This window comes from Haloarcula sp. MBLA0138 (genome assembly GCF_055632455.1).
On record NZ_CM145746.1, the window covers coordinates 2,154,320 to 2,174,883 of the forward strand.

Below are 20,564 nucleotides of genomic sequence, written 5' to 3' on the forward strand. Positions count from 1 at the left end.
CGAGCCACTCCCCTCCGGCATGGACGCTGCGCTTGGCCCGCCCGAGCAGATGGCCGGGCGGGAAGAGGAGCTGACGCCGATGATGGCGCAGTACTTCGAGCTGTGTCGCCGCTACGACGACGCGCTGGTGTTGTTTCAGGTGGGGGACTTCTACGAGGCGTTCTGCGAGGCCGCCGAGCGGGTCGCCCGCCTCTGTGAGATAACGCTGACCCAGCGGGAGGACTCGACCGGCGAGTACCCGATGGCGGGCATCCCCATCGACAACGCCGAGTCGTACATCGAGACGCTGCTGGACGCGGGCTACCGGGTGGCCGTCGCCGACCAAGTCGAGGACCCTGACGAGGTCAGCGGCGTCGTGAAGCGGGCGGTGACCCGCGTCGTCACGCCGGGGACGCTCACCGAGGCCGAACTGCTGGGCGGCGCGGACAACAACTACGTCGCCGCGCTGGCCGGCGGGGAGTCGTACGGCCTCGCGCTGCTGGACGTGTCGACCGGGGACTGCTACGCGACGAGTGTCGGCACCGAGACGGGCGTCGCCGACGAGGTGAGCCGGTTCGGGCCGGCGGAGGCCATCGTCGGTCCCGACGCCGACGTGGACACAGACGCGGTGTTCGGCCCGGCGTGTCTCGTCTCCGAGTACGACGCAGCCGCCTTCGACGGCGAGCGCGCCCGAGACGCCGTCGAGCGGTACTTCGGCCCGCCCGACAGGCTGCTGGCGGGCGACGCCGAGGTGCGGGCCTGCGGGGCCTTGCTCTCCTACGCCGAGTACACCCGCGGGAGCGCCGGCGCGGTCGGCCCGGACGGGGAGCCGGTCGACCCCGACGTGGACCCCGAGCGGACCCTCGACTACCTCAACCACCTCACGCGGTACGACCCCCGGGAGTACATGCTGCTGGACGCAGTGGCCGTCGAGAGCCTCGAACTGTTCGAGCGCCGCGCGGTGCGGGGCCACGGGAATCTGACGCTCGTGGACACGCTCGACGAGACGGCCTGCGCGCTGGGCCGGCGGGAGCTGACCGACTGGCTCCGCCGGCCGCTGCTCGACGCGGACCGTATCGACGCGCGCCACGAGGCCGTCGCCGAACTGAAGCGCGACCCGGCGACCCGCGAGCGGCTCCACGACCTGCTGACTGAGGTGTACGACCTCGAACGGCTCGTCTCGCGGGTCTCGCGGGGCCGGGCCAACGCCCGGGACCTGCGCTCGCTGGCGGCGACGCTGGCCGTCGTCCCCGAGGTTCGAGCGGCGCTTGCCGACGCCGACGCGCGCCTGCTGGCGGACCTCCACGCCACGGTCGACCCGCTGTCGGCGGTCCGCGAGGGGATAACCGACGCCGTCCGCCCGGACCCGCCACAGGAGGTGACCGAGGGCGGCGTCATCGCGGCTGGCTACGACGCTGAACTGGACCGGCTCCGGGACACCGAGCAGTCGGGCAAGGAGTGGATAGACAGCCTCCAACGGGGGGAGCGCGAGCGGACCGGCATCGACTCACTGAAGGTCGGCCACACGGCCGTCCACGGCTACTACATCGAGGTGACCGACGCCAACCTCGACGCCGTCCCCGAGGACTACCAGCGCCGTCAGACCCTGAAAAACAGCGAGCGGTTCGTCACCCCGGAACTGAAAGAGCGCGAGGAGGAGATTCTGCGGGCGGAGGCGGCCGCCGACGACCTCGAGTACGACCTGTTCTGCGAGGTCCGCGACGCCGTCGCCGCGGAGGCCGAGCGCGTGCAGGCGCTCGCGGACCGCCTCGCCCGGCTCGACGCGCTGGTCTCGTTCGCCGAGGTGGCCGCCCAGCACGGCTACTCCCGGCCCGAGGTGGGCGGCGAGGGCATCGACATCACGGCCGGCCGTCACCCCGTCGTCGAGCGGACCGAGGAAGCGTTCGTCCCGAACGACACGCACCTCGGGAGCGGGCCGACGGCCGACGAGGCGACAACCGACGGAACGGCCGGCGAGGCGAGCGAGACCGCTCCCTTCTTCGCCGTCCTCACCGGGCCGAACATGAGCGGGAAGTCGACGTACATGCGACAGGTCGCGCTGATATGCCTGCTCGCGCAGGCCGGGAGCTTCGTCCCCGCCGAGTCGGCCGACCTCCCGGTGCTGGACCGGGTGTTCACCCGCGTCGGGGCCAGCGACGACATCGCCGGCGGGCGCTCGACGTTCATGATAGAGATGACCGAACTGGCGACCATCCTCGACGACGCCACGGCCGACTCGCTGGTCCTGCTGGACGAGGTCGGCCGGGGGACCTCGACGGCCGACGGCCTCGCCATCGCGCGGGCGGTCACCGAGCGACTCCACGACGAGGTGGGGGCCTACACGCTGTTTGCGACCCACCACCACGACCTGACCGACGCCGCCGCGGCCCTGCCGGGCGTGACCAACCGCCACTTCGAGACCAGCCGCGAGGACGGGCGGGTCCGGTTCGACCACGAACTCGCGCCCGGCGCGGCGGCGGCCTCCTACGGCGTCGAGGTGGCCGACATGGCCGGCGTCCCCGAGGGCGTCGTCGAGCGCGCGCGGGAACTGCTCGACGGGCGGGGCGACAGCGACGCCGGTTCGGACTCGGTGCCGGCGGACCCGGCGGCGAACGGCCGCGGTGCGGTCGGGGCGAACGGCGCGGCGGACGCGGCGGATATGGCGGACGCGGGGGATGCGGCGGACGTTGCGGACGCGGCGGGCGGCGACGGCGAGACGGCCGACCTCCCGCAGTCGGTCCGCGAGCGACTGGCGGCCCTCGACGTGGCGACGATGACGCCCATCGAAGCGATGAACGCGCTGTCGGCGCTACAGGACGACCTCGACTGAGCTACCGGGTGTCGACGGCGTAGTTGAAGCCGGCGAACACGACAGCGCCGACGACGCCGACGGGGACGGCAAAGCGGAGCGCGCGACCGAGCGCCGACTGCACGGCGATGGTCACGACGAGCCAGACGAGGCCGTTCAGGAGGGCGTACTGGCGACGGGACAAGGTGTCGACCCACGTCGTGAGGGAGTCGATGCCGGGAACGGAGGCCACGGCCGGGCAGTCGGCCGCAGCGGTGAAAAGTCCCCGGCCCGAGCCGGCGGTGCCGGCCGCTCACTCGCCGGCGGGCGGCTCGAGCGGCACGAACTCCAACCCCTTCTCGGCGAGCAGGCTCCGGGCACGGTCGGTGACGGAGGGGGAGACGAGGATACCCCGGACCGCGGTGTCGGCGTGGAGGTCCCGCTCCAGCGCCGAGACGTAGCGGTCGAGTTGGCCGACGGCGTCGGGACCGACCCGCCGGCGTTTCAGTTCGAGGACGACCGTCCGCCCGGCGGCGTCCTCGCCGTAGACGTCGACGGCACCGGCGGGCGTCTCGCGCTCGGTCGCCAGCGGCGTGAACCCCTCCTCTATCAGGTCGGGCCGGTCGAGGACCCGCTCTTTCAGGTCCGCCTCCGTCCCGGAGACGGCGAGGTCCTCGGGGTCGGTGCCGTCGAAGGCCGCGGCGTGAGCGACGGACTCGAAGACGACCTCCAGCGTCTCGTCGGGGTTCGAGCGCGTCGACCGGACGACGAGGCGGTCGTCGGCGACGGCGACGGCGTGGTCACACCCGGGGGGCTGCCAGTTGACCGGCTGTTGGCCCTCGTCGGTGTGGACCAGCGCCGCGCCGTCGGGCTTGAGCGTGACGTGGCGGTCGCCCGGGCCGAGCGAACTGGCCGCGCGGCCCTCGTACTCCACCGTACACGAGCCAAACAGCGTCACCATCGCCCCCCGGTCGACGCCGCGCTGGACGAGGTCCCGGGCGGTGTCGGGCGCGGGGAAGGTCAGCGTCTCGACGGCGCGCTCGGCGGTCACGGCCGCCGGTTAGCGGCCGTCGCGTAAAAAGGGCGCGTCGTCGGGCGGGACGACCGGGACGCGCTCGGCGAGCGCGACCAGCAGGCCGTCCCGGACGGCCGCGGGGTCGGCCCCGTCGGCGACGGCGCGGCTGGCAGCGCTCTTGCGCTCGACCCACCAGTCGCGGAACGCGGCGGAGTCGTCGGGCCGTGCGAGGACGACGTCGGCGGCGTCGGTCAGCGTCGGGTCGAGCCAGCAGACGCGGTAGCTCGCCGCCCGTTCGCCGCGGACGAGCACGCGGTCCAGCGTCGCGTCGACGGCGGCGCGGACGCCGGCCGCGTCGGTCCCGAGCGCGAGCGGTCGCCCCGCGTCACCGTCGCCGACGCCCCAGTGTGCGAGGCGGCAGTCGAACCGGCCGTCGGCCCGGACGGTGACGACGAGCGTCCGCCGCCCCATCAGTCGCCCCCCGCCGTTTCCGGGTCGCGCATGGGCCAGCGTGGGCCCGTTTCCCTACTTGAACGTGGGGTCGTCGAGTGGGGTCCCGAAAGACGTGTCAACACGGCACAACCCTCAAGTAGCGTGTCGACGTAGCTAGAGATATGCCGGGAAGCGAGTGGCTCTACGGGGTCATCGCCCTGCTCGTCGGGCTGCACGTCCTGACAATGCTGTACGCGTACCGCAGTCGGGGCACCGCGACGGCCGGCCAGCGGACCGACGCGGACCCGAGCCTCGGCGGCGACGCGGGCGGGGACGGGAGCGCCCTCGTCTGCCCGCAGTGCGGGGCGGCCAACGAGCCGGACTACCAGTTCTGCCGGGAGTGTGTCGCCGACCTCACCGGCGGGGCACCGCGACACCAGTCGGTCGCCGGAACCGACACCTACTGAGCGGCCGCCAGAACCGGCGCGACAGTTCCGATACCGGCGTCGAAGCGTTTAGGTCGGCCGGGGGAGAACCGTCGAGCGACCGCGGAGTGGACGGATGGAACGAGTCATCGACGTCGGCGGAGAACGGGCGGTCTTAGAGCGCAGGGCTTCGGGCGGCGTCCTCGGCGGCGACCGCCTCGCCGACGCGCCACTCGACCAGTACCTCGCCGACAGCGAGACGGCCAGCTACGTCGCGTGGAACAAGCGCCGCGGCGTCGAACGGGACGGCGAACCGGTCGCCAAACCGGACGGGAGCCACCGGGCGTTTCTGGTCGTGACCGACGTTCGCGCCCTGTTCGTCGTCGGCCACAGCGACGGCGACTGCGCCGTCTCGGTCCCCCACACGGACGTACTCGGCGTCGAGACGAGCGACGGGCTCCTCGCGTCGACGCTGGAACTGGCCGTCACCGGCGGGACGCGCTGGCGCTTTGGCTGCCGGGGCGACCTCGCGCCGGTCGTCGACTGGCTCGACGACGCCAGTCAGGGGTGGGCGCGGGCCGACAGGCTACTCGACGAGGCCGCGGCCGCCGTCGACGACGCCGCGGCGGCGCTGCACGACGACCCCGAAGCGGCGCTGGCGACCGTCGCGGACGCGGCGAGGGCACTGGAGACGGCGCGGGACCGGCTGGCCCGCCTCGGCGACGGTGCCGTGGCGACGGTCGGGAGCCGGACCGAGCGGCTGGCCGACCGGCTGACCGCGCTCCGACGGCGCGCCCACGCACGGCGGGGTGATGAAGTGCGGGCGGCCGCCCGCGCGGCGTGGGAGGAGGGCGACTACGTCAGCGCGTACGACGGCTACGAGCGGGCGAGCGAGGCCTACGAACGGGCGTTGGCCGTCGCCGCGGCCGAGCCCAGCGACGGGGCGCTCCGGGAGCGCGTCGACGGCGTCGACGCCGAGCGGGCCAAACTCGAGCGCGCGCCGGTCGCGGCCGCGGAGGCCGCCGTCGACGCGGCCCGGGAGGCCGACGACGACGCCGTCGCGGTGGGGCGGTGGGAGACGGCGCTGGAGCGGTACCACGCGGCCATCGAACTCGACTGGGGCGGCGACCGCGCGTTCGCCGGCGACCGCGAGGGGCTCCGGGACGGTGCCGCCGACGCGGCCGCGGCGCTGGTCGACGCCCGCGTCGCGGCCGGTCGGACGCGGCTGGCGGCGAGCGAGCGCCACATCGTCACCGGCGACAGGGACGCCGCGCGCCGAGAACTGGCCGCGGCCCGGGACCACTTCGAGCGGGCCGGGTCAGTGGCGACCGAGTTCGTCCCCGACCGGCGGTCGCCGCCGACCGAGCGCCTCGAAACCGTCCGCGACCGGCTGGCCCGGCTCGGCGCGCCCGAGTGAACCGGGCGACAACGAGGCAAACCGTTTTCTCCGCGGCGTCCGAGTCCCGTACCGTGACACATCCGACCCGAACGCTGCCGAGCGGTGACGAGCTACCGACCGTCGGACTGGGGACGTGGGAACTCGACGAGGATACCGTCGGGGAGTCGGTCCACGCCGCCATCGAGGCGGGCTATCGACACGTCGACACCGCCGAGGGGTACTTCAACGAGGCGGCCATCGGTGATGCGCTGGCCGAACACGACCGCGAGGACGTCTTCCTCACCTCGAAGGTACTCGCCAAACACCTCGACTACGAGTCGGTCATCGAGTCCTGCGAGGCGTCGCTGGAGCGGCTGGGGACCGACTACCTCGACCTGTACCTGATTCACTGGCCCAACCCCGCCGTCTCGCTGCGGGAGACAATGGACGCGATGGCGACGCTACACGACCGCGGGCTGGTCCGGAACGTCGGCGTCTCGAACTTCAGCGCCTACCAGCTGTCGGCGGCCCACCACGTCTCGGACGTGCCCGTCGCGGTCAACCAGATCGAGTACCACCCGTGGAACACGCAGGACGACGTGGTCGAGTACTGCCGGGAGACCGACACCGTCGTCGAGGCCGCCGCGCCGCTGGCCCGGACCGAGGTGTTCGAGGACCCCACGGTACAGGCCGTCGCCGAGGAGTACGACCGCTCGCCCGCACAGGTCGTCCTCAAGTGGGCCGTCGAGAACGGCGTCGTCGTCCTGCCGAAGTCCTCCAGCCCCGAACACGTCCGGGCCAACGCCGACCTGTTCGACTGGAACCTCGCGGCCGAGGACCGCGAGCGCATCGACGACATCGAGCACCACCAACCGGTGTACGACTACCCGGCGCGGGACTGGACGGGCGACACGTACGGCATCTCGCAGTGAGATGGGCGCGCCGCGAGTGGACCGGTACGACGCCGCCGCCGCGGTGAGCGTCGCGGCGCTCGTGACGGGTGCGGCCGTCCTCGTCCCGGACCCCACAGTCCGGTACGGGGCGTGGCTCGCGGCGTTTTGCGTCTGGATGGCGTGGTTCGTCGCCTTCGGCGCGAAGTGGCTCGCCGACGGGTGAGCCGAGAAGGGTTTACTCGATTCCGTGTCAGACGGATTTTATTTACTCCCGGCGATTACGCACACCTGATGCCTCGCATCGAAGTCTCGGAGAACCTGTACCGCCAGCTCGAGGACGAAGCCAACGGAGCCGGGGACGACATCAACGACACGCTGTGGAGAATGGTGGGCTCCTACCGGCGCACGAACAACCCCGAATCCGACCGCCGATAGTCGGCCTGTTGTTTTCGTTTAGCTGCCCCAGAAGTTGTCGCGGCTGCCGAGTCGCTGGCTGTCGTCGTCTTCGTCGTCAGCGGTGGGTTCGTCGTCGGTTTCGTCGGCGTCGTCGTTGTCGTCGCGTTCGAGACGTTCGAGTTCGTCGGCGCGGGCGTGGTTCGAGCGGACTTTCGTGATTTCGACGCGGGCGCGAGCGGGCGGGAGGACGCCGTCGACCATGACGATGAAGCCGTCGTCGGTGCGGCCGACGCCGGCCCCGCTCTCGTGGATGTCGTCGACCTCGACGACGACCTCTTGGCCGGGTTGGACGGGTTGGCTCTTGAGTTCCGAAATCGGCTGGTTGTAGTGATTACACCACTCCGCGCCCCCGCGGTCCCCGTAGTGCGTACACCCCATCCCCTCGATTCGCTCCGTGAAACTCGGGCATTCCTCCGCTAACGGGCACTCCGGCATACCTCCTCCTACACCAGCACACCGCAAAACGCTTGCGACACGCCGGACCGGACCGGGGCGGGCGTCGGGAAACCGAACGAGGGCGACGGGCGTTCGATGTCGGTCCGGAGCGTGGGGGCCGCGGGACCGGGTTGCCGGGTCATATCGCGTCGACCCGTTCCAGCGCGCGCTCGATTCGTCGCACCGCCGTCCGAATCGAGTCGGCGTCGGTCGCGTACGAGAGGCGGACGTAGTCGGCCGCGCGGTCGCCGAAGTCGACGCCGGGCGTGACGGCGACACCGGCCTCCTCGAGGAGGTAGTCGGCGACGGCCAGCGCGTCCCCCGGGAGGTCGCGCACGTCGGCGAGCAGGTAGTAGGCTCCTTGTGGCGTGTAGCCGAGGTCGAGCCCCCAGTCGGCGACCGCGTCGAGGAGGAGGTCGCGGCGCTCGCGGTAGGTCTCCCTGACGGCGTCGAGTCGGTCCGGCGGGGCCGAGAGCGCCGCGACGCCGGCGTCCTGTGCGAAGTTCGGCGCGCAGATGAGGAGGTTCTGTGCCAGTCGCGTGACGGCGTCGACGTAGGCCGAGGGGACGACCATCCAGCCCAGCCGCCAGCCGGTCATCCCGTAGCGCTTCGAGAAGCCGTCGAGGACGAACGCCTCGTCGGTGTATTCGAGCATCGAGCGCGCCGGCGCGTCGTAGGCGAGGCCGTGATATATCTCGTCGACGACGAGCGTCGTGTCGGTCCGCGCGGCCGCGTCGGCCAGCCCGGACAGCGTCTCGCCGTCCATCACCGCACCGGTGGGGTTGGCCGGCGAGTTGAGCAACAGCGCGCGGGTGTCGGGACCGAGCGCGGCCTCGAACTCGGCGAGGCGGGGGCGAAAGCCGTCGGCGGCCCGCAGCGGAACCGTCTCCGTCCGACCGCCGACGGCGCGGACGAAGTTCGGGTAGCAGGCGTAGTGGGGGTCTGTCAGCGCCACCCCGTCGCCGGGGTCGACGGCGGCCGCGAGCGCGAGTAAGAGTCCGGGCGAGGAGCCGGGCGTGACGACGACGCGGTCGGGCGAGACGTCGACGCCGTACTCGCGCTCGTAGCGGTCGGCGATGGCCCGTCGGAGCTGTGGCTTGCCCGTCGCGGCCGTGTAGTCGGTGTTGCCGGCCCGCAACGACTCGACGGCCGCCTCGACGACGCCGTCGGGCGGGTCGATGTCGGGCTCGCCGACCTCCAGATGGACCACATCGTCCATCTCGTTGGCCCGTGCGAGGACGTCCATGGCGAGAAACGGCGTCACCGCGGCGGCGCGCTCGGAGACCATGCCGGCAGGATAATGCGCGCCGGGTTGAATAGACTCCGGTCGCTCGCAGTCGTCGGGGGCGGTCCGTTCGCCGGTCGGGGTGTGTCAAGCGCCGGTAGGGAGAGCGTACCATGGTGGTCCCGGGAGGGACCGCGACGGGGGAAGCGGGGGGCTCGAAAGCCGACGACGGCACGAAGTATTTTATCCCCCGATTAACAACTCTGGTTCTAGATGTTACAGAACCGACGACGGTTGTCGGGCGCGTGCTGGCTCGTCGCCGGCCTGCCGATACTCGCGTCGTTCGTCCAAGCGGCGGTCGCGCTGCTGGGGACCTCCGCGAGCGGGATACCCGTCATCGGCGGGCTGAAACAGCTGTTCCAGTCGGTCGCCGTCTTCGACGCCGCGGGGACGGTGTTCCGGGCGAGTTCGACGGTCGTGCTGGCGCTGTTCGTGCTGGTGACGGTCGCGTGGCTGGCACAGGGCGCTGGGCTGTTCGCGCTCAGACACCGCGTGTTCACGCTGGGTGCGACCGGCTTCGTCACGCTGTTTCTGGTGCTGTTCGAACTCGTCTACCTCCCGGTGGTGTCGGCGGGCGTGCCGACGGCGCAGGTTGCGGGGTTCCTGCTGGTCCCGGTCGTCGCCGCGGCGGCGAGTTGGGCCGCCTCGCTGGTGTTCGAGTGGGACGTGACGCTCGACGAGGAGACGAGCGAACAGCTGTCGACGGCCCGCAGCGAGGCGCGGACGGCGCTGGAGACGTTCGACGAACGGGTCGAGCGCGTCGCCGACGAGGAGACCCGGGAGACGCTGCGGTCGTTCGCGCCCGCGGCCGTCGACGCCTTCGAGCGCGACGCGGCGGCGTTCCGCGAGGAGTGTCGGGACGTGGTCGACCGGGCCGACGACCTGACCGACGGGTCGATGGCGAGCCGGGAGCGAAACGACGTGGCCGCGCAGGTCCGCGCCGACGCCGCGGACCTCGACCCCGAGGCGCGGGCCGACCGGCTCCGGGAGGACCTCGAACGGGCCGTCGTGGACCGACTCCGCGACGAGTTCGGCGACCTGCACTACGTCTCGCGGTACGGCCGGGCCTACGAGGTGCGGAACCTCCGGTCGTACAACGAGGTGTCGCTGCCGACGCTGGAGGGGCCGGCGGTACAGGTCGGCGGCGACCGGAACGAACTCGACGACCGGCTGGTCGAGGCCGTCGAGACGCAGGGACTCGGGCCGGTCGCGGGCGCGATAGAGCGGGTCCAGCGCCACCTCTCTGAGCTGGAGGCGACGCTGTCCGACCGCGAGGAGCGGGTGGCGACGGCGCTCGACGAGGCCGAGGAGGCGCTGACGCTGGCCGAGGACCACCTCGCAAACCTCGACGGTGAGGCGCGCGAGCGCCTCGAAGAGTACCTGCTGGAGGGGCGAACGCCCGAGGACGCGCCGGCGGTCCCGAATCGGCCGTCGGTGTCGGCCCACGAGACCGACGCGAAGGCGGCGCTGCACGAGGGGCGGTTCGACGCCGCCGAGCGCGCCGCCGAGGACGCCCGCGAGGAGGCCCGTGCGGTGCAGGCCGTCGCGGAGTTCTTCGGCGAGAGCGTCGTCGCCACCGTCGACTACGGCTCGGGGTCGATACCGGTCCCGGACAGCGTCGGGGCGGACCTCGCCGCACAGCTCCGGGTCCCCTTCGAACGGAGCTACGGCGTCGACTACGCCGTCGAGGAGGGGCGACTGGAGATAGCCGGCGACGGGACCGACGGGGCGGAGGAACGCGAGCCGGTGACCCGGCGCGGGGAGACGGGCACGGCGACGAACGGGGCGGACCCGGACGACGTGTTGTACGTCCTCCGGGAACTCCAGTCGACGGCGGCAGCCACCAGCACGGACGACACCGTCGAGCTACAGACCGAACAGCTACCCGAGAAGTTCGTCGACGAAGCGGTCCTGACCGAGATACGGTCGTTCGCCGAGCGACAGGGCGACGTCGTCGGCGTGACGGTCCCCGACGACCCGCCGCCGGGCTTCCTCTCCGTGGAAGTCGCCGACGGCGTCAGCCCCCAGCGGGTGATGGGCGACCTACAGGACCAGTACGCGAACAGCCGATGACCGAACACTCACACGACTACCGCGAGAGCCACGACCAATGAGCGACAAATGCAAGATATGCCTAGAGGACACCGAGGAGCCGACTATCGAGGAACACATCGCCGCCAACCACGCGGGGACGCCGAAATCCGTCCGGAAGGTGTACCCCGACCGCTACGACGACGTCTTCGACGGGGACGGCGAACTCAAACCCCGGTTCCGGACTGCCGAACCCGACGACGGCGACGAGGCCGAGCCGCCGGAAGGGACGGAGCAACCGGGCGACCCGGACGGCGGCGGAGCCGGTGCCACCGGCACCGCGGTTGGGAACGGGGCCGGCACCACCGCGACGGGGGCCGGTGGCCCGGATTCGGGTGTCGGGGGTCCGGACCCCGACCCGACCGCGGGCGGTGACGACCCCGTCGGAAGCCCGCTGAGCGGTGCGACCGGTAACAAGTGGCTGATGGTCGGCGTCGGCGGCGCGGGCAACCACATCATCGACGCCGTGTTGATGCGCCGGGACACGCTGCGAAACGAGAACAGCAGCCTCGCCGAGGTCTGGGAGGGGGGCCTCGCCAACTACGGGAGCATCAACACCAACATCACCGAACTGGGTGAGACCTACTACGCCCGCGAGGACCGCGGCTTCTCCCGGGAGGCGCTGGTCACGAACGGGATGATAGGGTACCGCCACCACAACTACTCCGGCGCGGGCCGCAACTGGAAGGTGGGCCGCCAGTTGATGCAGAAGGACTTCGAGGGGGAGAAAAACGCCATCCGGGACCGGCTCGACCTCAACCTCAACGACATCGAGGCCTCGCAGGCGGTGATGCTGGTAAACAGCGTCACCAAGGGGACCGGCTGCGGCGCGACGCCGGTGTTGGCCGAGAACCTCCGGGACCTCATCACGGAGGGGACCGGCGGCGAGGACACCATCGCCTTCTCGAAGCCAATTCTCAGCTCCGTGGTGCTGCCCTCGGACAACGAGTTCGGCTCCAGCGAGATGGTGCGGGGCGTCGTCGGGATGGCCTACCTCTCGAAGGCCGTCGACGGCATCATCCCGTTCGACAACAGCAAGCTCGACGACCCGCCGGCGGACCTCGCGGTCGACATCGACGCGGAGACGCTCGAACGGTACAACCCGCCGATGTACACCGACATCAACCGATTGTTGGTGACCTTTCTGGAGGCGTTCACGATGTCCTCGACGCCCCAGTCGGCCGACACCGCGGGGACCGCCCGCATCAACGGCGAGGTGTTCGACGTGCCCGACAGCTTCCGGCCGGTCCAGCGCAAGTACGGCCTGAGCGAGGACCGGGCGTACAAGCCCGCGGTGGTGATGGCCCCGGTCATCGGGAAGACCAGCGCCTCGACGTTCGACCGGTCGCGCCTCGACACGCTCGCGCGCTCGACGCTCCTGCAGGGTCAGCTGGTCGATTTCGACCCGAAGACCTCGTGGGGCGGGACGTTCATGGTGTACGGCCCGGAGGAGAAGATGGCGGAACTCGCACCGCTTTTGAGCAACAACGAGCTGAGCGACATCCTCAGCGGCGAGGACTTCCTCGACCGCGAGAGCTTCGAGGGACCGGGCTCCATCGACGTCTACGTCAACCAACTGGTCGTGCCACACGTCGACGACGTGTACCTGTGGGGGCTGCTGTGGAACCCCCACCTGCCGACCCTAGAGCGGATGTACGACCACGCCCGCGAACTGGTCGAGCACAGCGACAGTCAGGAGGCGACGGAGCTCCGGGAGATATGGGACACCGTCGAGCCGCTGTTTGACTGCCTCGGCCGGGAGAACATGGGGTGACACGATGGTCGAGCTAGTCGTCGCGGCGGGAGTCGCAGTGGGGGCGCTGCTGGTCGGGAGCACCGGGGGGTTCGCCGCCGGCCGCTTGTCGGGCGGGGACGGAGACGGCGGGACCGACCTCGCAGAGCCCGCCGAGCGGCTCGGCCAGCCACCACAGCCGCGGGCGGTGACCGAGGCCGTCGAGACGCTGATGGGGGCCGTCGACGCAGTCGTCAACGCCGCCGACCTCGAAGCGAGCGGCGGCGTCCGCCCCGAGGACGGACCGGTCCAGCGGGCCGACGAGGTGCGGCGGGCAGCCGAGCGCGGGGACCTCGTCGAGACGGACGCGCCGACCGCGGCGGGCGGGGCCCCCGGCTCGGAACCGGAGCCGACGGCCGAGCCAGAGGAGGTCGTGCCGGCGTCGCTTGCCGGCGCGGCGTCGTCGGTCCGCGCCCGGCGGGAGCCCGAGACGGCCGACGGCGAGCGGCTCTTGGAGTACCTCGAAGCCGCCGACGAGGTGCCCGAACGGAAGCTGACCGACACGCTCGACGGCGTCGTGCGCGCGCTGAACGACCACGAGGCGGTCGCGGCCGCACTGGAGGGGGTCGACCCCCACGTCGAGCCCCGGGAACTGGCCCGGACGCTGGAACGGCGCAGCGACGCCGCGAGCGGGGACCTCGGCGACGCCTTGGGGACCGTCGCCGAGACGCTCTCGACCGCCGTCGAGGAGCGCGAGCGGCGGGCGTCCGGCCGCGAACGGCTCGCGGAGAGCGCCGAGCGGGTGTGCGAGGCCGCCAACGAGCAGACGAGCGCGCGCTTCGAGAGCGACGCCGGGGCGGCGGCGTGGCTGGCGTCGCTGGCCGACCGGCTCGACGACGGCAGCGTCGCCTTCACCGACCGGGAGAGCGGCCTCGGAGGCGTCGCCGGACGGCTCGACCTCGCGCCCGAGAGCGCGCTTGGCCGCGAGTTCATCGACCTGCTGACCAGCGACGCCGTCTCGCGGACGGACAGCGAGGAGACGCTGCGCGCGGTCGTCGCGGCCGTCGACCGCGCCGAGACGACGGGCCACCGGCTCGAAGGGCTGGACGCCGACGAGGTCGCGTCGCTGGCCGACCGACTCGCCGATGACTTCCGCGCGGTCTCCGCTCCCGCCGGGGCGGTACTGGGAGAGCGGGCGGCCGAACTCGCGTCAACGGTGCGACGGGCCGGGGAGTCGGACCGCGTGACCGTCTACGCGGCCCGGCAGGAGCTTCGGTTCTACGACCACCGCTTGCTGGCGAAGCTGCGCGAGGGCGGCGACGACGGCGGCGAGCGGCCGGACCTGCAGGCGCTGTCCGACGAGGTGGAACAGCGCCGGTCGACGATGCGGACGCAGTACCCCTCGGACTACCCGCAACACGACCACAGCATCCCGATACACTTCCTCGAACTCGTGAGTACGCTTCAGGAGGCCGCCAGCGATGCCCGGGCGGCTGGCGACGAGGGCCGGGCGGTCGGCCACTTACAGGCCGCCGACCGGACGCTCGATTGGGTCGCCGAACTGTACGAGCGCCACGCCTACAGCGTCCTGCTCGAACAACTCCGCGGCTGAGCGGGACGTGACTGACTGCGTACGTGTTGCCCCGGTCGGCCGCGGTAGCCCGACCGTACCGCGGATTCCTCCGTGGGGTTTCCGAGCCCCGGCAGTCAGAAAAAGTGACAGATTTCTTTGTTGTCGATTGTAGTTAGAGACACATTTATGATACTGGATACTTGATACGTGGACCAATGCCATATCTCTTTGTGGGTGCAGGACAGGCAGGCAGCTCCATCGTGGACGAGATCTTCGCCCACAAGAACATGGGTCAGATAGCCACACCGCTCGTATTTAATTCCACGATACGAGACCTGCAAAAGATGCAGAATATCGGGCGTGACAACTGGTATGGCGTCGCGGAAGGGGCCGGACTGGTCCCGGGCACGACCGACGGGTTCGAGGAGCAGGTCACCGGCGGGTTCGGGCGGAACCCGGTGCGCGCAAACGAGGTGATGGCGGACAACCGGAGCGTCCTCGAGAGCACGCTGCGAGACGAACTGACCGAGCGAGTCGAGAGCGACGAGGGCGACGAGCGACCCGCGGCCACCACGGAGACGAACGTCCCCTTCGCGTTCGTCTTCTGCGGGCTGGGCGGGGGTACCGGCTGTGGCATCACGCCCCACCTCATCGAGGCCATCGACGACTACACGGACGGGACCTGCAAGACCATCGCGGTCTGTGTCCTGCCGAACACGCAAGGACCGGTCGGGCAGGCCGACGAGGACGAGGAGACCTCGCCCAGCCGACAGGCGTGGAACGCCCGCTACGGGCTGGACCGCATCGAGGACGTCGCCGACGGCATCATCCTCGTGGACAACGAGCGCCTGTCCTACCACGAGGCCGCGGAAGGGCAGTTCACCGACCTCAACGAGTACGTGGCGGCATCGCTGGTCGACCTCGTCTCCGGGACGGTGCTGGAACGCATCGACCGCAGCGAGTACGACGTGGACCCGCCCATCATCGACATTCAGGACATCGTGACGAGCCTCTCCTTTGGCCTCGGCGGCGAGCAGGGCGAGACCGGCTACGCGTCGCTGGGGCGGTCGGTCCAGATGACGCGGTCGCTGTCGGGCTACCTGCTCCCGTTCGTCGGGGGAAAGACCGTCGACGCCTCGGCGCTGTCCCACCTCGCGGAGCTGAAACAGACTGTCGAGGGTGCGGACACGGACGACGCCCGGAAGGCCATCGGCCTCCTGCGGGCCCCCTCGAAGTACGTCGCCGGGACGGAGTATCAGGTCGACACGTCGAAGCTCCGGTCGTTTCTCACCGCCCGGTGTGACGAGGTGAACCTCGGAGCGACGCTGACCAAGCGCAACCTCGTCTCGTTCACGACGCTGTTTACCTACCGCCGGGAGGACTTGGACCGGCTCGACGAACTGGAATCGCTGGCGACCGAGTACGAGCGCGAGTCCGAGGCCGTCGTGTCATGAACCGGACGCGGGCGACTCTCGCAGCGGGCGTCGCGCTGGTCGGGAGCCTGCTCGCCGGCTCGGCCGCCGGGCAGTCGACCGGCGGCGTCGCCGGTCTGCAGGCGCGGACGGCCGCGGCCGTCGCCGCGGTGGAACTGAGCCAGCAGCCGCTCGTCCACGTCGGGACCGGGGCCCTGCTGGGCCTCGGCCTCGGGGCGGTGCTCGGGAGCGCCTCGATGTTCGCCTACTGGAACCGGAAGCTATCATGAGAGTCGGACACGCCGCCGCCGTCGTCGCCCTCGTCGCCCTCGTCGCGCTCTGTTCGGGGCCCGCGGCGGCCGACCGCGCCGCGGACGCCCGCGCGGCCTGTGGCGACATCTCCGGGTCGACGCCGGTGCTGTTCGTGGCGGGGAGCGACCAGCCACACACGGACGACCTCGCGCTGTACCCCGGGACGAACGTCTCGGTGGCGTACTGTGACGGCGGGAGGGCCATAAACACCACCAGCGGCGGGACGACGCTCTGGGGCGTCGCGGACCGGGCCGGACTGGAGAGTGTCACCCGGGAGGCGGCGACCTACAGCGCGGTCGTCCCCGCGGGACAGCCACGCGTCGAACTGCGTCCCGACAACATCACCGGCCGGGAGCCGGCGAACGGGTTCACCGTCACCGTCCAGCGCGGGCCGACAGTCGAGTCGGGCCTGACGGGGACGACGCTCTCGTTCCGGTCCGGGCGGGCGAGCGCCTACCGGGCCAACGAGAGCGACTACCTCGACGCGCGAGACGAGACGCTGGCGGCCGCCGACGCCCTGAACGAGACGGCCGCCGGAATCCGACAGTCCGAGCCGTCGGCGTTCCCCGACCGATACGCGGGGAGCGCCAACGACACGCTCACGCGGCTGAACCGGTCTGGACGCGCCGCGGACGACGACGCCGCTGCCCTGCGCGGTCTCCTCTACGCCAGAGCGAACGCGAGTTCGCTCCCGCCCGGCGACTACGGGCGGACCCTCGAAACCCTCCACCGAAGCCGGACAGCGACGGACGACCGAACCGCGGCCGCGCTCGACCGATACCGGGCCGCGCTGCGTTCGGTGGAAGCGACCGCGCGGCGGACAATCCTGACCAACATGGTAGCGGGACTACTCACCGGCCTCGTCATCGGGGCCATCGGCGGCGGGTACAGGCTCAGACAGTACGGACAGAAGACGCAGGACTTCAGCGACTTCGGGGGGAGCGACTTCGACCGGTCGCTGCTGGTTCTCCCGGTCGCCGTCGGCCTCGCCCTGCTGGCCGGCGGGCTGGCGCTGCTGTTCGTGACCGGTATCGGGGGGGCGTTGCTGTGAAGTCCTCGACCCGGACCGTGGCGGGCATCTTCGGGCTGGTGGTGCTGGGCGGCCTCCTCAGCGCGGGCGTGTTCGTCTTCTTCGGCTCCCAACTCGCCGTGTACGCCGCGGCCGCCATCGCGCCGATGCTGGTGGTCGTCGGCGGGCTCTGGGTCCGCCGGCGCATCAGTTCGACCGGGACCGACCAGACCCAGTACACCCGGCGGCGCGCCCGGGAGGTCGGCGAGTCCTTCACCGACTGCTGGGAGACCAGAGCGCGGATGCGACAGGAGTACCCCGACGTGTTCGGCGACGGCCTCGGGCTCGGCGTCGACGGACTGGTCGCGGACCTCCGGGCGGCCGGCATCGAGTTCGACGAGGAGACGGGCGCGTTCACGCTCGGCAGCGTCGACACGCTGGAGGACGTGAACTCGCTGGCGGGTCGGGTCGACAGTCTCGATACCGACCTCGACAGCGCGTTCGGCGAGGCCGTCGAGCGCCGCGTCGAGGAGATCGGTTCGGAACTGGACCGCATCGACGACCTCGCGGCGGTCGGGGAGCGCCCGACCCGGGCGGACGTGCCCGAAGACGACTGGGAGGCCGCGGGGGCGACGCTCGACGAGGCCCGAGAGTTCGCCACCGAGCGGGTCGACGCGGCGGCCGAGACCATCCAGAACACCGTCGGCTCCGCCGACGACGTGGACCGCGAGGCCGTCGAGGAGCGACTGGCCGAGGCCCGCGCGGCCGCCGCCGACGACCGCTTCGCCGACGCCGTGACCGCCCTCTTGGACGCGCGGGACACCGTCCGGCGGGAGGGCGAACGGGCGTTCAGCAGCGTCCGGGCGGACCTCCGGTCGCTGCTGGAGACGATAGCCGACAGCGACGCCGACGACTACCTCACCGACACGGACGCCGACGTGAGCGACATCCAGCGGGCGGTCGCCGACCTCGACGACGCCATGGAGCTGTCGGCGCTGACCGAACACCGCGAGGCGGCCCGCGAGACCGCACTGGACGTGGTGACCGCGCTGGCGGCCGCCCTCGACGACGTGGTCGGCCGGCTCGAACGGGCGGACATCCCCGACGGCTACTACACCGTCCCCGAGACCCACCGCCGGAACTTCGCGGCGGAGCTTCGCGAGACCGGCGACCTCCAGTCGTTCGAGCGGACGTGGACCGAGGCCGTCGACGCCCTCACCGCGGCGCTGGACGACCTCCGGCCGAAGGCCGACGTGGTCAGCGGCTACGACCAAGTCCGGGAGGTCATCGAGACGGAGCTACAGGCCACGGGCCGGGTCGATGCCGACGACCTGCCCGTGCGCCAACACGAGGCGCAGTTCCTCGGGCTGTACTACCGCGAGAACCCCGAGACGGTGTCGTTCGACATCGACGAGCCGAGCCTGTCGGTCGACGGCGGCGGCGAGACCTACGCGGTCGAGGCGACCGTGAGCTTCGAGCGGGGCGGTCCCGACCGGGACGTGACGGTCACGCTGGAGGGGGACCGTCACACCGCGACCGAGACGGTGACGACGCCGCTGGTCGGGACGGCAGCGTTCGACGAGGTCCCCTTCGGCGAGTACACCGTCGAGGCGGCCCCGGACGACGACGACTTCGGCCGGGCCGAGGCGAGCGTGACCGTCGACGGCGACACCGAGGTGTCGCTGGACCTCCCGGAAGTGACGCTCAGGGACCAACTGTGTGACGGCATCGAGGGCGAGGCCGAGCAGTACCTCGACGACTTGGCCGACACCTTCGCCGACCGGTTCGACGACGAGGGGTATCTCAGCACCGACATGTCCTACCGCGTCGACGCGGAGTACGTCCCCTGTCTGCTGGCGCTGTGGGCCGAGCGGACCGGCCGCGGCGCGACCCGGCTCGACGACGGGACCGTCCTCGTCTACGACGGCGAGAGCCTGCGGGGCGAACTGGAGAACGTCGTCGCGTACAACCTAGACGACGGCGAGTCCATCGCCTTCGACGAACTCAGAGAGCGGTTCCTCTCCGCGCCGGTTCCGGACGCGGCGCTGTCCGAACTGGCGGCCGACGACCTCGACGACGCCGCCGTCGAGGGCGACCACCTCAGGAAACACTAGCTATGTCCCAATCAGACACCTACACCCGTTGGGCCGTCCTCGCCTCCGGAGAGGGCGGCGGCCGTATCGCTTCGACGCTGTTCAGTCGCACCGAGAACCCCGGTATCGACGACCGGGTGCTGGTGATGAACACCAACCGGACGGACATCGCCAACACCATCGAGCGCATCGAGCGCAACACTATCGACATACAGGACATCCGCGCCGACCACACGCTGGAGTTCGGACCGCTGGACGGCGTGGGCAACTACTTCCCCGGCGGCGAGCAGTGCGCCGAGGTCGACGAGGACCGCATCAGTCAGGAGATAGCGGACAACGGTATCGACGAGTCCGACGCCTTCCTCTACATGGCGACGCTGGGCGGGGGGACCGGCAACGGCTCGGTGCCCTACATCATCAACTCGCTCAAGGAGGAGCCGCCCAACACCGCCATGGAGGACGTCATCCACGTCGCGCTGGCGGCGTGGCCCTACGACTTCGAGGGGGGACAGCGCCACTTCAACGCCGTCTGTGGCCTCTCTCGGCTCCTGCGGTGGTACGACGGGACCCAGAACGCCGACATGGTGTTGCTGGTCTCGAACTCCCACATCTCGAACGACGACGACCTCAACGGGCCAAACGAGGACCGCCACGAGTCGGTCAACCGCAACGCCATCGCCGCCGTCGACATGATGATAGGGGCCGGCCGCCAGACCCACAGCGTCGTCGACGTCTCGGACCTCGTCACGTGGCCCTCGCGGCTGGACGCCTATCACTTCACGCCCGGCGTGGCGATGGACCAACCCTCCGTCTTCGAGTTGGACCTGCTGTTCGACAAGGCCGCCGACAACGTGTTCGTCCCGATGGACCCGACGACCGCGAAGGTCGTCTACGCCGTCGTCCGCGCCCCCGAACACCTCATCGAGGCCGGCGAGTACACCGAGGCCGACGTGGAGATGGCCCTCCAGCAGTGGCTCGACGCCAACGGGATGGACGAGGTGGTCCACCAGATGCCGACGCTGACGCCGACACAGCGACAGGACGACGAGGTGGACGTGCTGTTGTTGTTCGGCGGATTCGACCTCGAACCGCTGCTCGAGAACTCCCGACCGAAGTTCGAGCGCATCATGGAGCAGGCGACCGAAGACGGGCTGGCGACGGACATCGACACGCCGACCGAGGAGTTCACCGCCGACCAGTTCCGGACGGTACAGCAGAACCTCGACGACTACCTGTCGGGTACGCGGAGGTGACCA

19 protein-coding genes are annotated in these 20,564 nt (G+C 71.0%); 14 read left to right on the forward strand and 5 right to left on the reverse strand.

Annotation, left to right across the window (positions count from 1 at the left end; genetic code table 11):
- Window positions 1-19: 19 nt before the first annotated feature.
- Window positions 20-2,809, forward strand: coding sequence for a DNA mismatch repair protein MutS (gene mutS / locus ACV7JO_RS11435; protein ID WP_470353543.1), 2,790 nt, complete (start codon window positions 20-22; stop codon window positions 2,807-2,809).
- A gap of 1 nt (window position 2,810) precedes the next feature.
- Here the strand turns inward: mutS and ACV7JO_RS11440 are convergent, their stop codons facing one another.
- The 3 genes from ACV7JO_RS11440 to ACV7JO_RS11450 are packed head-to-tail and all read right to left on the reverse strand — an operon-like array spanning window position 2,811 to window position 4,253.
- The gene (locus ACV7JO_RS11440) at window positions 2,811-3,020 is read right to left on the reverse strand and encodes a hypothetical protein (protein WP_470353544.1); all 210 of its coding nucleotides are present in this window, start codon (window positions 3,018-3,020) and stop codon (window positions 2,811-2,813) included.
- Between the two features lie 60 nt (window positions 3,021-3,080).
- Window positions 3,081-3,818, reverse strand: a complete 738-nt coding sequence (gene nucS, locus ACV7JO_RS11445) for an endonuclease NucS (RefSeq protein WP_470353545.1) — start codon at window positions 3,816-3,818, stop codon at window positions 3,081-3,083.
- A gap of 9 nt (window positions 3,819-3,827) precedes the next feature.
- A complete protein-coding gene (locus ACV7JO_RS11450) occupies window positions 3,828-4,253 on the reverse strand; it encodes a DUF6735 family protein (RefSeq protein WP_470353546.1) in 426 nt (141 codons plus the stop codon).
- 143 nt (window positions 4,254-4,396) lie between these two features.
- On the opposite strand from ACV7JO_RS11450, the gene ACV7JO_RS11455 reads away from it, so the two are divergent.
- The 5 genes from ACV7JO_RS11455 (at window position 4,397) to ACV7JO_RS11475 (ending at window position 7,345) form a co-directional block, all read left to right on the forward strand.
- On the forward strand, window positions 4,397-4,681 hold the full coding sequence (locus ACV7JO_RS11455; RefSeq protein ID WP_470353547.1) for a DUF7577 domain-containing protein: 285 nt from the start codon (window positions 4,397-4,399) through the stop codon (window positions 4,679-4,681).
- Between the two features lie 94 nt (window positions 4,682-4,775).
- The gene (locus ACV7JO_RS11460) at window positions 4,776-6,056 is read left to right on the forward strand and encodes a hypothetical protein (protein WP_470353548.1); all 1,281 of its coding nucleotides are present in this window, start codon (window positions 4,776-4,778) and stop codon (window positions 6,054-6,056) included.
- Between the two features lie 53 nt (window positions 6,057-6,109).
- Complete coding sequence (locus ACV7JO_RS11465) at window positions 6,110-6,949, forward strand: aldo/keto reductase (RefSeq protein ID WP_470353549.1); 840 nt, start codon at window positions 6,110-6,112, stop codon at window positions 6,947-6,949.
- Window positions 6,950-6,965: 16 nt separating this feature from the next.
- Window positions 6,966-7,133: a hypothetical protein gene (locus tag ACV7JO_RS11470; RefSeq protein WP_470353550.1), complete on the forward strand. Its 168-nt coding sequence runs from the start codon at window positions 6,966-6,968 to the stop codon at window positions 7,131-7,133.
- Between the two features lie 68 nt (window positions 7,134-7,201).
- Window positions 7,202-7,345, forward strand: a complete 144-nt coding sequence (locus tag ACV7JO_RS11475; protein WP_470353551.1) for a hypothetical protein — start codon at window positions 7,202-7,204, stop codon at window positions 7,343-7,345.
- 18 nt (window positions 7,346-7,363) lie between these two features.
- Here the strand turns inward: ACV7JO_RS11475 and ACV7JO_RS11480 are convergent, their stop codons facing one another.
- Window positions 7,364-7,801: a TRAM domain-containing protein gene (locus tag ACV7JO_RS11480; RefSeq protein WP_470353552.1), complete on the reverse strand. Its 438-nt coding sequence runs from the start codon at window positions 7,799-7,801 to the stop codon at window positions 7,364-7,366.
- A gap of 139 nt (window positions 7,802-7,940) precedes the next feature.
- Entirely contained in the window at window positions 7,941-9,089 is a 1,149-nt protein-coding gene (locus ACV7JO_RS11485) for a pyridoxal phosphate-dependent aminotransferase (RefSeq protein ID WP_470353553.1), read from the reverse strand.
- A gap of 210 nt (window positions 9,090-9,299) precedes the next feature.
- Between ACV7JO_RS11485 and ACV7JO_RS11490 the strand changes: the two genes are divergently transcribed.
- The 8 genes from ACV7JO_RS11490 to ACV7JO_RS11525 all read left to right on the forward strand — a co-directional run bounded on the left by ACV7JO_RS11490 (window position 9,300) and on the right by ACV7JO_RS11525 (window position 20,561).
- Complete coding sequence (locus ACV7JO_RS11490; protein WP_470353554.1) at window positions 9,300-11,159, forward strand: hypothetical protein; 1,860 nt, start codon at window positions 9,300-9,302, stop codon at window positions 11,157-11,159.
- A 37-nt stretch (window positions 11,160-11,196) separates the two neighbouring features.
- Entirely contained in the window at window positions 11,197-12,951 is a 1,755-nt protein-coding gene (locus tag ACV7JO_RS11495) for a cell division protein FtsZ (RefSeq protein ID WP_470353555.1), read from the forward strand.
- 4 nt (window positions 12,952-12,955) lie between these two features.
- A complete protein-coding gene (locus tag ACV7JO_RS11500; protein ID WP_470353556.1) occupies window positions 12,956-14,521 on the forward strand; it encodes a hypothetical protein in 1,566 nt (521 codons plus the stop codon).
- 305 nt (window positions 14,522-14,826) lie between these two features.
- Window positions 14,827-15,936 carry an FtsZ/tubulin family protein gene (locus ACV7JO_RS11505; protein WP_470353557.1) on the forward strand — a complete coding sequence of 370 codons (1,110 nt, stop codon included), beginning with the start codon at window positions 14,827-14,829 and terminating at the stop codon, window positions 15,934-15,936.
- Window positions 15,933-16,184, forward strand: coding sequence for a hypothetical protein (locus tag ACV7JO_RS11510; protein WP_470353558.1), 252 nt, complete (start codon window positions 15,933-15,935; stop codon window positions 16,182-16,184). Before ACV7JO_RS11505 ends, ACV7JO_RS11510 begins: the two co-directional genes overlap by 4 nt.
- On the forward strand, window positions 16,181-17,257 hold the full coding sequence (locus ACV7JO_RS11515; RefSeq protein ID WP_470353559.1) for a hypothetical protein: 1,077 nt from the start codon (window positions 16,181-16,183) through the stop codon (window positions 17,255-17,257). The genes ACV7JO_RS11510 and ACV7JO_RS11515 overlap by 4 nt, the downstream gene beginning before the upstream one ends.
- Entirely contained in the window at window positions 17,254-19,329 is a 2,076-nt protein-coding gene (locus ACV7JO_RS11520) for a hypothetical protein (RefSeq protein ID WP_470353560.1), read from the forward strand. The genes ACV7JO_RS11515 and ACV7JO_RS11520 overlap by 4 nt, the downstream gene beginning before the upstream one ends.
- Before the next feature lie 2 nt (window positions 19,330-19,331).
- The gene (locus tag ACV7JO_RS11525; protein WP_470353561.1) at window positions 19,332-20,561 is read left to right on the forward strand and encodes an FtsZ/tubulin family protein; all 1,230 of its coding nucleotides are present in this window, start codon (window positions 19,332-19,334) and stop codon (window positions 20,559-20,561) included.
- The last annotated feature ends 3 nt before the right edge of the window (window positions 20,562-20,564 follow it).

Excerpts from the sequence above, each read along its gene's own strand:
- mutS (WP_470353543.1), top strand. The coding sequence starts at position 20 with ATGGACGCTGCGCTTGGCCCGCCCGAGCAGATGGCCGGGCGGGAAGAG.
- ACV7JO_RS11450 (WP_470353546.1), bottom strand. The coding sequence starts at position 4,253 with ATGGGGCGGCGGACGCTCGTCGTCACCGTCCGGGCCGACGGCCGGTTC.
- ACV7JO_RS11455 (WP_470353547.1), top strand. The coding sequence starts at position 4,397 with ATGCCGGGAAGCGAGTGGCTCTACGGGGTCATCGCCCTGCTCGTCGGG.
- ACV7JO_RS11460 (WP_470353548.1), top strand. The coding sequence starts at position 4,776 with ATGGAACGAGTCATCGACGTCGGCGGAGAACGGGCGGTCTTAGAGCGC.
- ACV7JO_RS11475 (WP_470353551.1), top strand. The coding sequence starts at position 7,202 with ATGCCTCGCATCGAAGTCTCGGAGAACCTGTACCGCCAGCTCGAGGAC.
- ACV7JO_RS11480 (WP_470353552.1), bottom strand. The coding sequence starts at position 7,801 with ATGCCGGAGTGCCCGTTAGCGGAGGAATGCCCGAGTTTCACGGAGCGA.
- ACV7JO_RS11485 (WP_470353553.1), bottom strand. The coding sequence starts at position 9,089 with ATGGTCTCCGAGCGCGCCGCCGCGGTGACGCCGTTTCTCGCCATGGAC.
- ACV7JO_RS11490 (WP_470353554.1), top strand. The coding sequence starts at position 9,300 with ATGTTACAGAACCGACGACGGTTGTCGGGCGCGTGCTGGCTCGTCGCC.
- ACV7JO_RS11495 (WP_470353555.1), top strand. The coding sequence starts at position 11,197 with ATGAGCGACAAATGCAAGATATGCCTAGAGGACACCGAGGAGCCGACT.
- ACV7JO_RS11500 (WP_470353556.1), top strand. The coding sequence starts at position 12,956 with ATGGTCGAGCTAGTCGTCGCGGCGGGAGTCGCAGTGGGGGCGCTGCTG.
- ACV7JO_RS11505 (WP_470353557.1), top strand. The coding sequence starts at position 14,827 with ATGCAGAATATCGGGCGTGACAACTGGTATGGCGTCGCGGAAGGGGCC.
- ACV7JO_RS11510 (WP_470353558.1), top strand. The coding sequence starts at position 15,933 with ATGAACCGGACGCGGGCGACTCTCGCAGCGGGCGTCGCGCTGGTCGGG.
- ACV7JO_RS11515 (WP_470353559.1), top strand. The coding sequence starts at position 16,181 with ATGAGAGTCGGACACGCCGCCGCCGTCGTCGCCCTCGTCGCCCTCGTC.
- ACV7JO_RS11525 (WP_470353561.1), top strand. The coding sequence starts at position 19,332 with ATGTCCCAATCAGACACCTACACCCGTTGGGCCGTCCTCGCCTCCGGA.